This window comes from Gordonia sp. CPCC 205515 (assembly GCF_048537925.1).
Classification (GTDB): Bacteria; Actinomycetota; Actinomycetes; order Mycobacteriales; family Mycobacteriaceae; genus Gordonia.
In genome coordinates, this window is the sequence record NZ_JBCLVJ010000016.1 from 33,385 (window position 1) to 47,587 (window position 14,203).

The 14,203-nt window shown below is 64.8% G+C and carries 13 protein-coding genes; 9 read left to right on the plus strand and 4 right to left on the minus strand.

Annotated features, from left to right (window positions below):
* The first annotated feature begins 731 nt into the window (after positions 1–731).
* The 8 genes from AAFP30_RS22380 (at position 732) to AAFP30_RS22415 (ending at position 8,922) form a co-directional block, all read left to right on the plus strand.
* Positions 732–1,016 (plus strand): WhiB family transcriptional regulator, encoded by a 285-nt coding sequence (locus tag AAFP30_RS22380; protein WP_419232434.1) that lies wholly within the window; start codon positions 732–734, stop codon positions 1,014–1,016.
* Entirely contained in the window at positions 1,006–5,274 is a 4,269-nt protein-coding gene (locus tag AAFP30_RS22385; protein WP_419232222.1) for a phage tail tape measure protein, read from the plus strand. Before AAFP30_RS22380 ends, AAFP30_RS22385 begins: the two co-directional genes overlap by 11 nt.
* Before the next feature lie 309 nt (positions 5,275–5,583).
* Positions 5,584–5,925, plus strand: a complete 342-nt coding sequence (locus AAFP30_RS22390) for a hypothetical protein (protein WP_419232223.1) — start codon at positions 5,584–5,586, stop codon at positions 5,923–5,925.
* Entirely contained in the window at positions 5,918–6,076 is a 159-nt protein-coding gene (locus AAFP30_RS22395; protein WP_419232224.1) for a hypothetical protein, read from the plus strand. The genes AAFP30_RS22390 and AAFP30_RS22395 overlap by 8 nt, the downstream gene beginning before the upstream one ends.
* Entirely contained in the window at positions 6,063–6,689 is a 627-nt protein-coding gene (locus tag AAFP30_RS22400) for a hypothetical protein (protein WP_419232225.1), read from the plus strand. Before AAFP30_RS22395 ends, AAFP30_RS22400 begins: the two co-directional genes overlap by 14 nt.
* Positions 6,686–6,970 (plus strand): hypothetical protein, encoded by a 285-nt coding sequence (locus AAFP30_RS22405; RefSeq protein WP_419232226.1) that lies wholly within the window; start codon positions 6,686–6,688, stop codon positions 6,968–6,970. The genes AAFP30_RS22400 and AAFP30_RS22405 overlap by 4 nt, the downstream gene beginning before the upstream one ends.
* On the plus strand, positions 6,945–7,463 hold the full coding sequence (locus AAFP30_RS22410; protein ID WP_419232227.1) for a P27 family phage terminase small subunit: 519 nt from the start codon (positions 6,945–6,947) through the stop codon (positions 7,461–7,463). Before AAFP30_RS22405 ends, AAFP30_RS22410 begins: the two co-directional genes overlap by 26 nt.
* Positions 7,441–8,922, plus strand: coding sequence for a terminase large subunit domain-containing protein (locus tag AAFP30_RS22415; RefSeq protein WP_419232228.1), 1,482 nt, complete (start codon positions 7,441–7,443; stop codon positions 8,920–8,922). Before AAFP30_RS22410 ends, AAFP30_RS22415 begins: the two co-directional genes overlap by 23 nt.
* On the opposite strand, the gene AAFP30_RS22420 is transcribed toward AAFP30_RS22415, so the two are convergent.
* The 4 genes from AAFP30_RS22420 to AAFP30_RS22435 all read right to left on the minus strand — a co-directional run bounded on the left by AAFP30_RS22420 (position 8,919) and on the right by AAFP30_RS22435 (position 12,075).
* Positions 8,919–9,344, minus strand: a complete 426-nt coding sequence (locus AAFP30_RS22420; RefSeq protein ID WP_419232229.1) for a DUF6941 family protein — start codon at positions 9,342–9,344, stop codon at positions 8,919–8,921. The genes AAFP30_RS22415 and AAFP30_RS22420 overlap by 4 nt on opposite strands.
* Positions 9,344–9,697 (minus strand): hypothetical protein, encoded by a 354-nt coding sequence (locus AAFP30_RS22425; protein ID WP_419232230.1) that lies wholly within the window; start codon positions 9,695–9,697, stop codon positions 9,344–9,346. Before AAFP30_RS22425 ends, AAFP30_RS22420 begins: the two co-directional genes overlap by 1 nt.
* Positions 9,694–10,137, minus strand: a complete 444-nt coding sequence (locus tag AAFP30_RS22430; RefSeq protein WP_419232231.1) for a hypothetical protein — start codon at positions 10,135–10,137, stop codon at positions 9,694–9,696. The genes AAFP30_RS22425 and AAFP30_RS22430 overlap by 4 nt, the downstream gene beginning before the upstream one ends.
* Positions 10,138–10,584: 447 nt before the next feature.
* Positions 10,585–12,075, minus strand: a complete 1,491-nt coding sequence (locus AAFP30_RS22435; protein WP_419232232.1) for a hypothetical protein — start codon at positions 12,073–12,075, stop codon at positions 10,585–10,587.
* Positions 12,076–12,422: 347 nt separating this feature from the next.
* Between AAFP30_RS22435 and AAFP30_RS22440 the strand changes: the two genes are divergently transcribed.
* Complete coding sequence (locus AAFP30_RS22440; RefSeq protein ID WP_419232233.1) at positions 12,423–14,198, plus strand: NAD-binding protein; 1,776 nt, start codon at positions 12,423–12,425, stop codon at positions 14,196–14,198.
* Positions 14,199–14,203: the final 5 nt, after the last annotated feature.

Here is a 14,203-nt window from a genome sequence, read left to right on the forward strand (position 1 = left end):
GCATCGATTCGCACTGCACGCGACTACACGCACGACTACACGCACGAGTTCTCGTCGACGGACCACACGCCTACTACACGCACTACACGTTTCACCGATCTGTGCAGGTCAGGACTACACGCTCGACTGCACGGCACTACACGCGCACGGACTACACGCCCCGGGGGGTCTCTTAAGAGACCCCGGGCGGTGTCCCAGGCCAGAAAACAGGAATCAAACAGCGGAAGAAGGTGCCGAATGACAACCGCACAGGACGTCGCAACCCGACTGCACTCGCTCGGCAACAGAGCGGGACGAGGCGCACTCGACGACGTCGAACTCGATCAGCTCAACGAACTCATCACCCTGTTCAACTCCTGGAGTCGACGCAGGCGACTCGACCGCAGCTGCAGCGCTGGCGATGCCAAGCACATGCGGATGGAAGCACGCAGGAAGAGGGCGGCGAGAGGTCGACAGACGCCGACTGAGACGACCGATGGAGGCACTGATGACGTGCTTGATGGGCTGACCGATAGGACACGCAACCTCGCTGCACTCACGGTGGCCTCGACGAGCGGAAACGATGCGCGCACTTCGACGACTCTGACCGCTGATCGAGCATGTGACCAGTGTGTGACCACCGACGCTGTGACCTGCAGCAACGAGGCACCGAGCGGATACGTAATCCGCAGGTCTACCGAGCAGGAGCGTGACCAGTGATCCGCCGCCGAGATGATCGGCGCGAGGCCGGCATGGTCGCCCTGCTCGAGGCCGTGCTGACCGAGGTCCCCCGCCTGCCTGGTGCTCGCTGCACCAGCGCACCCCACCTGTTCGACCCCAGAGGCCAGGGAGAGCCCCGCGAGGACTGGCGGGAGCGTCAAGCCCAGGCCGCGACGCTGTGCGCCTCCTGTCCCGCTCTGAGCGCCTGTCAGACCTGGGCGCTCACCCAACCACCCCACGCCCGTGACCACGTCCTGGGCGGCCACACACCAGCCCCATGCACCACCACACGGATCGGAGAACACCATGCCGCTTGATGTCGGCAAGCTCGTCGCCCACCTCGAACTCAACCGTGACGAGTTCAGCAAGGGAGTCGTCACAGCCAAAGGCCAGATGGGCGAACTCGGCAAGAGCGCCGACGCCGCCACCCGCCAGGCCGAGCAGGCTGCCAACCGTGCAGCCGCCTCGACCGGCAAGCTCGGTGACAGCGCCAAGCAGGCCGGGGCGGGCTACGACCACATCGGCCGGGGTGCCCGGGACGCAGCAGCCGACGTGGAGCGCAGCACCGGCCAGATGGGATCGGCCCTGCGGGGCGCCCAGTCGGATGCGGAGAGGGCCGGCGAGGGCATCACCTCGGCACTACGGCAGGCAGGCTCCGACGGCGCCTCGGCTCTTGGCAACTCCTTGTCCGGTATGGGCCGGGCGGCCGGCGAGTCGGGCGTCCAGGCGGGCTCTGGGTTCGTCGAGGGGTTCGCGCCGCGGATCGCTGAGATCGGCGGTAGGGGCGGTGCCATCGGTGTGGCGTTAGCGGGCGCCGCAGCTCTCGGCCTGGGGGCGGGCAAGCTGCTGGCCGATCAGGTGATGGCAGGCTTCAACGAGCAGCAGCAGCGTGGTCAGGTCAAGGCCACATTCGGGTGGACACCGGAGCAGGCGAAGGAGGCCGGGAAGGCCGCCAGCTCGGCCTATGTCGGTGTGTTCGGCGATTCGGTGAACGAGAACATGCGGGCCGTCGGTGTCGCGATGCAGGCGGGGTTGCTCAACAGCAATGCGACGGCCGCGGACATGCAACCGATCATCGAGAAGCTGTCGACGATCAGCACGCTGATGGGCGTCGATGTCCCCGAGGCGGCCCGTTCGGCCGGCCAGATGGTCAAGAACGGTCTGGCCAAGGATGCGACGGAGGCCTTCGACCTCATCCGCCAGGGTCAGGTGAAGAGCCTCGACGTGTCCGGCGATTTCCTTGACACCATCGACGAGTACTCGACGCAGTTCCGGTCCCTCGGACTGACCGGGAGTGAAGCGTTCGGCCTGCTGGCCCAGGGCGTACAGGGCGGTGCCCGCGACACCGATGTGGTCGCGGACTCCCTCAAGGAGATGTCGCTGCGGGTCGCCGACGGCACCGCGCAGGCCGACAAGAACTTTCAGCTTCTCGGGGTCAATGCCACCGAGGTGCAGACGAAGATGGCCGCGGGCGGCTCGTCGGCGCGTGAGGCACTGGGCGAGATCTTCACCGGGTTGCAGAAGATCAAGGACCCCACCGACCGCTACAACGCCGCGCTGGCACTCTTCGGCACCAAGGCCGAGGACATGAAGGGTGCCATCAACGACATGGACCTGTCGAAGGCGGCCCAGGAGTTCGGCCTTGTCGGCGGGGCGACGGACCGGGCCGCGCAGGACATGTCGAACGGCGCCACCTCGATCGAGGGCGTCAAGCGTCAGGTCGAGGTGTCGATGGACGCTATGCAAGCCGCGTTGGCGAACGCGTTCGGCCCGGCCGCCACCGACTTCGCGAACTGGGTTAAAGATCATGGGCCGGAGATCACTGACTTCTTCATCAGCGCAGCAAAAAACGCCACCGAGTTCGGCGGGGCCGCGCTGACCACGGGCGGTCAGCTGACCTCGCTCACGGGCATGGTGATGCAGTTGGGCTCGAGGTTGGTTGACAGTTTTCTCTCTCCGATGGGGCACATCCTCGTGACGGTCGGAGGCCTTGCGTCGCATCTGCCTGGGGTCGCGGGTGAGAGTGGCCGCGTGATGAAGGCCGCGGGTGAGCAGGCGGTCAACGCGGGTGAGAACATGCGCAAGACCGGCGGGCTGATGAAAGAGGCCGGCGATGCAATGCAGACCGCCGGCGCGAAGACCTCCGAGCTGGCCGACGAGATCGGCCTGGCAGGCGCCAAAGCAGGCACCACGACGGCGCAGTTCGGTGACCTGACCGTCGCGGTCAACGGCGTACCCGATTCACGCTCGATCACCATCACCGACAACAGTCCCGAGGCCAAGCAGAAGCTCGAGGATCTCGGGTTCACGGTGACGACGCTGCCGGATGGCACGGTGAAGGTGACCGCGAAAACCGAGGCGGCACAGCAGGCTTTGGAGAAGATCACCCGGGAACGCCAGGCGATCGTCGATGTCCAGCTGCGGCTGCCGGACGGCACGTACATCTCGAACATGAACAGCCTGCTACCGAAGAACAACCCGCGGGGTGGTTCGGGTGGCAGTGCGTGGGACCGGGCGGGTGGCGGCCAGGTGTTCGGGCCGGGTGGACCGAAGGACGACCTGATCCCGGTGAACCTGTCGAACCGGGAGTACGTCCAGCAGGTGTCGGCCGTCGACTACTACGGCGTGGGCTTCATGAACGCGCTCAACGCCCGCAAGATCCCGCGGGAGATGCTGCCCGGCTACGCAGACGGCGGCCTGGTCACCGACGACGAGATGGCCCGCATGGGTGGTGGCACGGTCAACCTGTCGTTGTGGAAGGCGGTCAAGACCCACAACCCGGCCGCGATCCTCACATCGGCCAAGACCGACCATTTCATCGACGGCGGCTACCACCCGAAGGGTGAGGCCATCGATGTCGACCCGTCGGAGGCCAACGCGCAGTATCTCTGGTCGATCCGAGATCAGTTGGCGCAGATCATCTTCGGTGGCTTCGGCGGCAAGTACAACTACTACAACATCGGCGGCACCAAAGCCGAGGGCACCGCAGCCATCCCGATCTACGGGTCCGACGTCGTGTTCGGCCAGCACACCAACCACATCCACACCGCCGCGCTGCACGACATCGGCGCCGACGCGGGCGCTCTGGCGCAGCCCCAGCAGCTCACCGACATCACCCTGACCGCCGATTCGTCGCGGGATGACGTGGCGAAGAAGATCATCATCGAGGGCAAGCGCCGCGGCTACTCCGACGCCGAGATCCAGGCCATCCTCGCGACCGCGATCCAGGAGTCGAACCTGTCACCGACCGCGCAAGGTGGTGGCGGTGCCTGGCATGGGGTCTTCCAACAGGACAGCAGCTATCCCGGCCGCGACGACCCCAACGCCAACATCAGCGCCTTCTACTCGCGCCTCGACGAGAAGAAGCGGTCACAGGGCTGGTCGGCGGACCCGTACAAGAACATCTTCTGGCTGCAGCAGCGCCCGGGTGAGTCCTCGGCCGACGCCGCCTACGCCAACGGCCGGCACGCCTACTACGACGAGATCAAAGGCCGTGCCGGTGAGGCGAGCACCATGTTCGCCTCGATCGGTCCCGCCATGCCCTCGGGCGGTGGGATGGCCTACATCATCGGCCCTGACGGGTCGATCACCGAGCAGCCGCAGTCATTCTCGGCGGGCAACCCACCCGAAGATCCGTACACGACCACGCTCACCTTCTCGAATCCCCTCGAGCCGTTCTGGTGGAAGGGTGAGAAGGAGTACCGCAACCGCATCATCAGCGACTACGAGAAGCAGAAGGCGTGGGAGGACTACTGGACCAAAGCCGGGTCGACGAGCGGAGAGTCCAAGACGAAAGAGGCCAAGGGCAAGAAGCTCCCCACCCTCGCCGAGGCCGAACAGAAGCTCAAAGACGCCCAGGCGGATCTCCAACTGGCCAAGGTGCGTCAGGGTGAGTTGAAGGCCGACGCCAAGGAGTCGAGCAAACTGTCGGCTCAGCGCGCCATCACCAAGGCCGAGCAGGCAGTGACGGACGCGGAAGCCGTGCTGGCGCAGGTGAAGAGCAATCCGTCCGGCTACCTGCCGGCCGAGCCGAAGAAGTTCGGTGTCGGCGGCACCATTCCCGGTGTCGGCAGTACCGACAGCGTGCCGATGATGGGTATGCCGGGCGAAGAGGTGATCCGCAAGTCGGTGGCCGAGCGCCCCGGCATGCGGCAATATCTCAAGGCGCTCAACGCGGGCATGATGCCGCAGCACTTCGCCAACGGCGGCACCGTCGGCTTCGGCGGATACACCGACGACAACTCCGATGCCATGGCACCCAACAACCTCTACGACCTCCTCGGCATGGGGGTCGGGGCAGGTTTCGCCGCCTACAACATGGTGGAGCCGTTCGTGAACTCGGCGATCACCGGCAAGTGGGATCTCGGGAACATGGTGCCGCAGTTGAACACCGGCACCACCGACACGCAGATGGTCACCGGCCTGGTGTCCAACGTCGTCGGACAGATCTCCTCGCAGCTCACCGAGATCATCTGGACCATCAAGGAAGGCAAGGATCTGCGCATCAAACTCGAAGGCTTCAACGCACCCGGCTACGACGCACCGAAGCTGTCGGCCATGGCGAACGGGGTCTGAGCATGAACAGGCGCAGAAGGTCAAAGCTGTTGCCCGCCAACGACTCGGCGACCGTCGAGATGGCGTCGGCGCGAGCAACCGCACTTGAGTGCATCGCAGTCAATTTCGACGGTGAGGCCGGTTCGGTAGACCTCGGCTTCGACCCCGATCCCGCGACCGCACGGCTGATCGTCGCACTGTCCTGGTACGCGGCAGAATGCTACCGCCTCGCGTACCCCCATCAGACCTCGGAGCACGCAGCAGGCGCGCTCCGACTACTTGCAGCATCTCAATCACGTTGTGCTGCAACTTCATAAAAGGAGAATCACCATGGCCTACACCCCTCCCGATGTTCACCGCATCAGCAACCGACGCGGCACCCAGCGCGTGGTCGACCTCGGTTTCGTCGATCGCACCGGCATCTATCGCCTGCCGTCGGGCACCACGATCTCGGCGACCGGTGACGCTGTCGACCACGCCGGCCGCAAGATCGGCAGCAGCGTCGTCGTTCGCTCCGATGGCATGCTGTGCAGCGGACAGGCACAGGACGGGCTCGACTCGGCGGCCAACGCGTCGAACGCCAAGCATGCCGTGGACATGGCCTACCAGGCCGCCTACGACGCCAATCCGGACAGCTTCGACGCCAACCCCGCCGCGGTGTTCAGTGCCTGACGCCCTGCAGGCGGCGACCGAGAAAGCCCTCGGCCGCCGCCTGCCAAAGCGCCCACCATCCACGCCGGCGAGCAAAACCTCGGCATCCCTCACCGATGCGATCAGCAAGCACTACACACCGAAGGAGACAGCCAACGATGAGCAGCACTGACGCCACCATCGACAGCATCCAGACCGTCGCCGAACTCGAAGAGCGGATCCGCAACGGCGACACGACCATCACCCCTGCAATGCTCGACGACGCCGAACGCGCCGAGAAGTGGGTTCGCCTGCAGGACGAGGCCGCTGCACGGGCTCAGCAGCATGCACAGGCCGCAGAAAGCGTCGCCGCTACCGAGCAATTACACGCCGACTTCGCGCGGCTGGGCGGAGCTGACAGCACCGCGGCACGCAAGGCCTACGCCAAACTGGTCGCCGCTGTGGCCGAGCTGCACACCGAACTCGACGCAGTGGCCCATCAGCGCACCGAGTTGAGCAGGCGGGCGGCCGATCTCGACATCGTGCTGCAGCTCGACGACCTCGGCCGGGTCGCCGCGCTGACCTCCGACGAGTATGTCGGCTATGCGATCCGCGAGGCCGCGGGCGACTACCTCGGCGGGCTCAACAATCCGCACGCGCTGCACAGCGACAAGCAGGTCGCCGCCAGTGCCGAACGGCAGGAGGCCGCGGCAGCAGCCGAAGAAGCGCGCCGGGCCAAGGAGTTCGAGAACAGCGAGTCGGTCGTCGACGTCGGATTCGGCAACTACCGACGGATACATGTGTGACGGCACCACCGCCGCGCCCTCGCGCTGTCGAATGGCACGACACCGCGCAGGCGTTCGCCCTGGTGGCCCAGCGCCTGCATCCTGTCGACGGAGGCCTCGACGGGGTGCAGTTCTCCACCTATGACGACGCCATGTGCGCGCTGGCCGTCCTCACCGCCTACGCGGCCGACTGGCTGCAGGCGACCGAACCCGGCCAGGAGGCGCATGTCCTCGCGCAGCAATTGCGAGACTCGGCAAACCTGATCAGAGAGGTAGATGACATTGAGCCGCAAGGACTCTGACGACAGCAAGGCCGACGTGGTCCGACTTCGTCCCAGCGCCGGCCCGGCCAGCGGGATACCGGCCCGCGGGTACTCCTGGGAGCCGTTCAAGGCGAACAACACCGCGGCGGTCAAGCACGGCGCCTACTCCGAACGCGTCGTCGTACCGATGGCTGCCGAGATCGCCAACGACCTGATGGCCAAGCACGAACGCCTACGCAACCCGCTGTTCCGCGAATCCCTGCAGACATACTCGCGCGTCGCCGCTCAGGTGGAAACCCTCGAACGGCACGTCGCCGAGCATGGCCTACTCAATGACGACGGAAACCCCACTGGCGCAGCCGGGTTCTTACTCAAGGTCACCAAACAGTTGTCCAACCTCGCCAACGAGCTCGGCTTGACACCGCTGGCCAACGCTCGCCTCGGCAAGGACACCGCGGCAACACAATTCGACCTCGCCCGCGCGTGGGCCGCACAATCAGGGGATACCAGTGCCGACAACGACAGCGCCTAGCTTCGACGAGATCATCGCGCGTTCCAAGGGTGATGTCGGATTCTTCGCCGAACACGTACTCAAGACACCGCTCTTGCCGTACCAACTCGACATGTCGAGATCGCAGGCCAAGCGGCGTATCGCGTGCTGCGGCAGGCAGATTGGCAAGACCTGGTGGGTAGCCATCGAGGCCATCCACTACGCAGCGACTCGACCCCACTCGAAGGTACTCGTCGTCAGCGCGGGCGAGGTCGCCGCCCTACGCATCATCGAGATCTGCTCGCTGCTCATCGCGCGGTCACCACTATCTGGATCGGTCGTCAGCGACCAGAAGAGCAAGATCATCTTCTCGACTGGCGGACAGATCGAGTCGGTGCCGGCATCCGAGAAGCAGATTCGCAGCGCCTCAATCGATCTGCTCATCATCGATGAGGCAGGCCAGGTGCCGAACAGCATCTGGTATGCCGCGGAGGGCACTACGACGGCCCGCCCCGACGCTCGTTTCGTGATCACCTCGACACCCTGGGGCGGGCGTGACCACTGGTTCCGACTGTTGTGGCAGAAGGGCATGGATGCGCCCGACGGCGTGACGCGATCGTGGCACCTTCCATCGAGCGTGTCGCCCTTCGTCACCGAGGCCGATCTGGAGCGCAAACGCTCCGAGATGCCCGCGTACGCATTCGCGCAAGAGTACCTGGCCGAGTGGGTTGAGGAGGTCGGTGCCTTCTTCACAATCGACGAACTCGACGAGGCCAAAGCCTGCTACCAAATGGTCGACCCGATGACGGTCGCAGGTGACTACGGCGTCGTCGGAGGATTGGACTGGGGTATGGCTCACGACGCCAATGCCGTTGTCTATCTCGCCGCCCTGGGCGACGTCGACATCAACGCCGAACGGCACGGCCACGAACCTGTCTTCTGGATACCGGCGATCGAACAGCACTTCCGCATGGAGTACGCGACCTTCGTCGACCGACTCGTCGAGCACGCAAAACACCTGCGCGTGCAGCGGTTCATCTCCGAGACCAACGGCGTCGGCGCCATGCCCACCCAGGTACTCACGGACCGCATGCGCAAGCTCCCCGGCGCGCAGATGGTCAATGCAGTCACCACTACCGCAGCCCGCAAGAACGCCGGGTTCAGCCGCATCAAGGTGCTCCTACAGCAAGGCCGCTTGGTGCTGCCGAACCATCCAGACCTGCTGCGCCAGCTCAACGCGCTGACCTACGAGCAGACCGAGAGCGGGACGCTGAAGATCTCCGTACCCGAGAACATCGGCCACGACGACCTCGCGATGGCGCTCATGCAGGCCGCGACGACGATCCAGACCAACAGCACTCACTTCGCCCAAGCCTGGCCGTCAGCACTCGGTGGAAGCGGTGAGATCCTGACCACCGCCCGCGGCACCCACATCCCGCGCCGGCCGTCGACCTCGCCGAACGAGGCGATCTTCTGGGGCGGCAAGGGCACGAAGGTCTAGGTGGGTTGTCCCGACTCGGACGCAGCGTCGCGAGATACAGTGAAGTAGGCGCGCGACGGTTCCTCGTCAGCAATGGTCGCCTCGACCACGAAGAAGCCCGGCTTTGGTAGAGCCACTGGCGCGAGGTCAATCACGATGGGCGCAGTATTCCCCCGCTTCATCGCGCCGGGCTTTAAGCCGACCTGGAAGCCTGCCTCGAAGTGCGCATATACATCTTCGTCCTCGGCCGCCTTGACTTCAACCGTGAACGTGATCAACTCCCCGCTGTAGCCGACCGGCAACTCGATCAATCCTACAAGTACAACTTGCAACGGAGCTGGGTAGATTGGCCGATGGAATTGATTCACGCCGCCGCCCAGAACGAAGAGCAACCCATCTGCGACGCGGGCTGAATCAGCCAGCATCAGAGATGCGAACCCCATCAGAGCGAAATCAACTGTGGCGAGTACACGCTCGAATCCGACCCCCGACTTGATCCGCCTCCGATCGCCAGAACTTCATCGTGGAAGCCTTGCCAGTCGACCGCGAGCATGATTAGTCCGCGATCCCGATCGATGTCGACCACCTGAGCTGTTGATACATAGTCGGGCTCGTCTCCGGGTTCGGGCTGCACAGCGATGACCGTCTCGCCGACAGAGGGATCACGATGCCCGTTAAAGTCTCCAACCAGCGCTAGATACACACGACCATCGCCATGGGCCTGGTTTGGGTCGACCTCGACACGGTTCATCAAGTGTCGATGCAGAATCCTCACGTTGGCGTCCCTGTCAGTCATGCTGGAATCCTAATCTTCTCGTCCATACCAAAGGTAACGGCCAAGTCACTAGCTTGTTGTTCATCTGCATATTCAACGCCGATTGGGATGTCAAAGTGCCCGGGCGGCCCTGACTGGTGCCACTCGAACCCTGCGGCCTTCAACTCTTTCTCGCTGGCTACGGCGTAGTACTTGGCCTTTCTGTTTGCCATCGCTGCCGCTATAGCCTGCTCGATGGTAGATTCCACGGAATCCCCCTCCTCCCGAGTGGCTGACCATACCGAGACGGCATGGTAGCTGGGCGGGTCTCCTTCACCCTGTTCAGCACGTGCTGAGTCAATCGCAAAGTCACGGTTGGCATCACTGATGTTCCGCTCCGCATCCCACCGCCAGAGGCGAATGAAGACCCGCTCGCCGACTGCGAGATCGAGCCGCTTCGACGTGCGGTCAACTCTGGACATTTCCGCATGATCGTCGGACGGCAACGCGGCAGCCTCCAGCTCGAATCATCGTTGTCCCTTGCGTGTGACAGCCTACGTTGCACACGCGCGACCGATCGTCGACGACCGACAATTGATCACACCGTGATCACACACCACCCATAACGGGCCATAACGAGCCGACACAGCATCGGACTCGAAACCACCTCCGACCTGCACAGATCAGGACAAGGCGTCACTCGTCATCATCGTCCGATACGGGCTGATTCCGTCTTTTAATCCGCAGGTCCTCGGTTCGAGCCCGAGAGGGGGCACCATCGTGACCAGGCGATTCATCGAAAGATGGGTCGCCTGAGCTCGTTTGACCGCGTCGACGGCAGCATGAGCCACATGTCCTGGCACTGCTCGTGTGCACTGTGCACGCAAGGGGCCCCTGGCGATGTGGCTGATGTCCGCCTCTCGCGGAACTCAGGGCGCGGATGATGAAGTCCCGGTGGACGCGCCTGAATCACCAGCCGTACCCGACGATGATGCGTCGCCACCGCCAGCAGGGCCAGATGTGTCGGCCGAGGAGCCTTCGGCTGGACCGGAATCGGCTGCACTGCCGGCATCCGACGCGCCACCACCGTCTGACGCATCGCCGCCGGTCGAACCACTCTCGTCCCCGCTCCCCGCACTGCTCGACGATTCCGCACCAGCATCGCCACCGTCGCCAGAACCTGAGCCACCGCCCACGGTCGAACCGTCGGTACCGGCAGTCGTCGTGACCACAGCGGGCCCGGCAAGACCCTGGCCGTCGCCCCCGACAGCCGGCCCGTTGCTCGCCCCCGCGCCGAAATCGTCAGCATCGTCGGCCACGACGGTCTGCGATGACGTCAGATCCGGTCCGGGTCCGGCGACCCGCTCCCCCGTCGCCACCTCCGAGGACACCGTCACGCTGTAAGCCTGCGCCGAGACCGGAGCCGACGCCGAGACCGGAGCCGGAGTCGGAGTCGGCGTCGCCTGCACCGGCACCGCCGCGTTCTCGACCGTGGGGCGCTGCAGCGGATAAAAGGCCTCGGCCGCCTGATCCCAGCGATCAAGGTCGGCATCGGTGTAGGCGATGCCGAGTTCGTCGTAGACGAGCGCAACCAGCAGCGCGAGCGGATGGCGGCCGTCGTAGATGGCGTAGGTGGTGTTGCCGCTCTTGAGGAGCGTCGGGTCCCCGAGGTCATCGATGTCCCCGTAGGTTTGGTTGCTCATACCGTTGTGGATGGTCAGGAATCCCGCGAGGTCGACGAGCAACGACGACACCGGCCGGTACCAGACCCACTGGAAGTTGCTGACGGGGTCGCCGACGATGATCACCGACAACACCTCGGCGTCTCCGGTCTTCGCCGGATCGCGGGCGCCATCGGATTCGACGCCGATGGCCGTTGCGATCTGCGGGAGCAGCGGCATGGTGGCCAGCCACGACTTGATGCCCCAGGGACTGCGCGGATCCGAGGCCAACACGATCATCGAATCGGAATCGAGAAGTCCTTCATCCCAAGCTGTTTCCGCAGCGTTGCCGAGCGCGTCTGCGCCCTGCGAATAGCCGGTGTAGATGACGAACGGATGCGCACCGTCGGCGCCGTGCAGCGCCCGCATGATTTCCAGGTTGGCCGTCTCGGCCGCTTCCTTCGACGCGTCGTAGGTCGGCGAGAGAAGCGGCGAGGTACCTGATTTGCCGGCGATGATCGGCCAGAACGACTGCGCATAGTTGACGACCAGCGTGGTCCGTTTGCCCATCATCGGCGCGCTGCGAGTGATCAATGTCCCGTCGTCGGTGCCCGGCGTGATGACAACGATCGTGTCGGACGGATGAGTGCCGAAATGGTCCCGCGTATTGGCCGCATCGGTCGCGTCGTAGACGACGCCGTCGTCCTTGAGACCTTGGATGACCTGTGCGGTGTCGGTGGTGGCGAGCGCGGTGGGCACGATCGCTCCGCCCAGGCAGACCGCGCCGACGACCGCGGAGGTGACGGCTCGGCGCGATCCCGGTCCTCGATGACGCAAGACGCGTGGTTGTTCCAGCCGATGCCTGCCGCCATGCCGACTCAATGTGCGAGTTCCTTACTACTTCCGGACACCGACCGCCGTGGTCACGACAGCCAATGTGAAAACAACTAGTTTCAGAAATCGTAAGTGAGTTTGCTAACAAGAATCTGTCCTCCAAACGACCGAATTTTGCTAGATCACATCCGGCATCGTCACTGTTGAAGCAGCGGTTGACGCCGGAACCCGATGTCCGGCGAATGGCCTCACCTGCTCGTAGAGTCTCTTTCGTGAGCGCGCACGGGCACCTGATCGTCTGTGGGTTTTCGGGTATCGGCGTGCGCATCATCGAGCAACTGATCGCCTCCGGCGAGCGTGTCGTGCTCGTGGTGCGGGCGATGACGCCGGAACTCGACGCGGCGCTGCACAGTTGGGACGTCGAGTTGCATGTGGCGATCGTCAACATAAGCGACGTGCTCGTCGACGCCGGGATCGACGACGCACAGGCCGTCCTGTGCGTCGAGGACGACGAACTGTGGAACCTCGAGACCGCGCTGAGCGCGAACCGCCTGCGCCCCGACATCCGGGTCGTCACGCAGATGGCCAACACGACGGTGCGCGCCGAACTGGCTGAGGGCGGCACCCCCGGCGCCACCCTCGACATCGCCGATCTGGCGGCTCCGTCGGTGGTCGAGGCCTGCCTGGGTCATCCGGAGTGGCGGTTGACGATCGAGAACGTGCCGTTCGTCGCCGCTCAGGTGCAGGTGCCGCGGGCGTCGACGCTGCGGGACCTCTATGGGGATCTCGCGCCGGTCGCGGTGGCCTCCGAACACGACCGCGCCACGGCGTCGGTCGTCTCGTGCCCCGGCCGCGATCTCGCGGTCCGGGCCGGCGATGTCGCGACGATGTTCGGCACACCACGACAGTTCGCCGACCAGCGGGTGGACATCGGTGCCGCGCAGCCGGTTCCGGAACGGCCGGGCCGACGCCCAGTACATCCGCTGCGGACCGTCCATCACGCGGTGTCGTCGTTCGTTCAGGACGTCAACCCGAACTTCTTTCGGATGATCACCCTCCTGGCGACATTGCTCCTCTTGTCAACTCTGGTGCTGCGCTTCGGTTATCAGCGGCCGGGGATGTCGGTGCTCGACGCCATCTACTTCAGCACCGAGACGATTGCCACGGTCGGCTACGGCGACTTCAACTTCTCGTTGCAGCCCACCTGGCTGCGCATCTGGTCCATCGTGCTGATGTTCGCCGGCCTCACCACCACCGCGATGGTCATGGCGTTCCTCGCCGAACTACTGGTGTCGCGGCGCATATCGCAGACGATGGGTCGTCGTCGCGCTCGGTTCATGTCCGGGCACGTGGTGGTGATCGGGTTGGGCGCGTTCGGGATTCGGGTGGCCGCCGAAATCCGGTCCCGCGGTCACGACGTGGTGATCGTGGAGATCTCCACCGCCGACCGATACCTCTCGGCCGCACAGGATCTCGACATCCCCATCGTCTTCGGCGATGCCACGCTGACCGAGACGTTGCGTGACGCCGGAGTCGATCGTGCGTCGGCGGTCGCGGTGTTGACGAGCAACGACATGGTCAACGTCGAGGTGGGGCTCACGGCGCGAGGGGTGTTGGGCGACCGTTGGAACGACACCGCGGATCAGCTCGGGGTTCCCGTGGTGATGCGAATCTTCAACCGTTCGTTGGCCCATTCGGTGACCGCCCGGTTCGGCTTCCGGCATGTGCAGTCCACCGCGGAGTTGGCCGCGCCGTGGTTCATCGGGGCAGCGCTGGGACTCGAGGTGCTGGTCACCATGTCGGTGCGCTCGGAGTCCTTCATGGTGGGCCGCATGACCATCCATCCCGGGCAGGGACTCGACGGCGTTGCGATGCAAGAACTCTCCGCCAACACGCGGGTGGTGGCGATCGCCCGCGCCGACGGACACCTCGAGTACCCGCCGCGGCGTGGCACGAGTTTCGCCGCCGGTGACCGCGCGTATCTCCTTGGCCCCTATGAAGAACTGCTGTCATTGCTGGAACAGCAGCGGGGCGGCGCCGCGGCCTGACCGGT

What these genes read in the sequence shown, in the direction of transcription:
- AAFP30_RS22420 (WP_419232229.1), bottom strand. Translation starts at nt 9,344, where the DNA reads ATGGGGTTCGCATCTCTGATGCTGGCTGATTCAGCCCGCGTCGCAGAT.
- AAFP30_RS22430 (WP_419232231.1), bottom strand. Translation starts at nt 10,137, where the DNA reads ATGTCCAGAGTTGACCGCACGTCGAAGCGGCTCGATCTCGCAGTCGGC.
- AAFP30_RS22410 (WP_419232227.1), top strand. Translation starts at nt 6,945, where the DNA reads ATGACATTGAGCCGCAAGGACTCTGACGACAGCAAGGCCGACGTGGTC.
- AAFP30_RS22380 (WP_419232434.1), top strand. Translation starts at nt 732, where the DNA reads ATGGTCGCCCTGCTCGAGGCCGTGCTGACCGAGGTCCCCCGCCTGCCT.
- AAFP30_RS22390 (WP_419232223.1), top strand. Translation starts at nt 5,584, where the DNA reads ATGGCCTACACCCCTCCCGATGTTCACCGCATCAGCAACCGACGCGGC.
- AAFP30_RS22400 (WP_419232225.1), top strand. Translation starts at nt 6,063, where the DNA reads ATGAGCAGCACTGACGCCACCATCGACAGCATCCAGACCGTCGCCGAA.
- AAFP30_RS22385 (WP_419232222.1), top strand. Translation starts at nt 1,006, where the DNA reads ATGCCGCTTGATGTCGGCAAGCTCGTCGCCCACCTCGAACTCAACCGT.
- AAFP30_RS22425 (WP_419232230.1), bottom strand. Translation starts at nt 9,697, where the DNA reads ATGACTGACAGGGACGCCAACGTGAGGATTCTGCATCGACACTTGATG.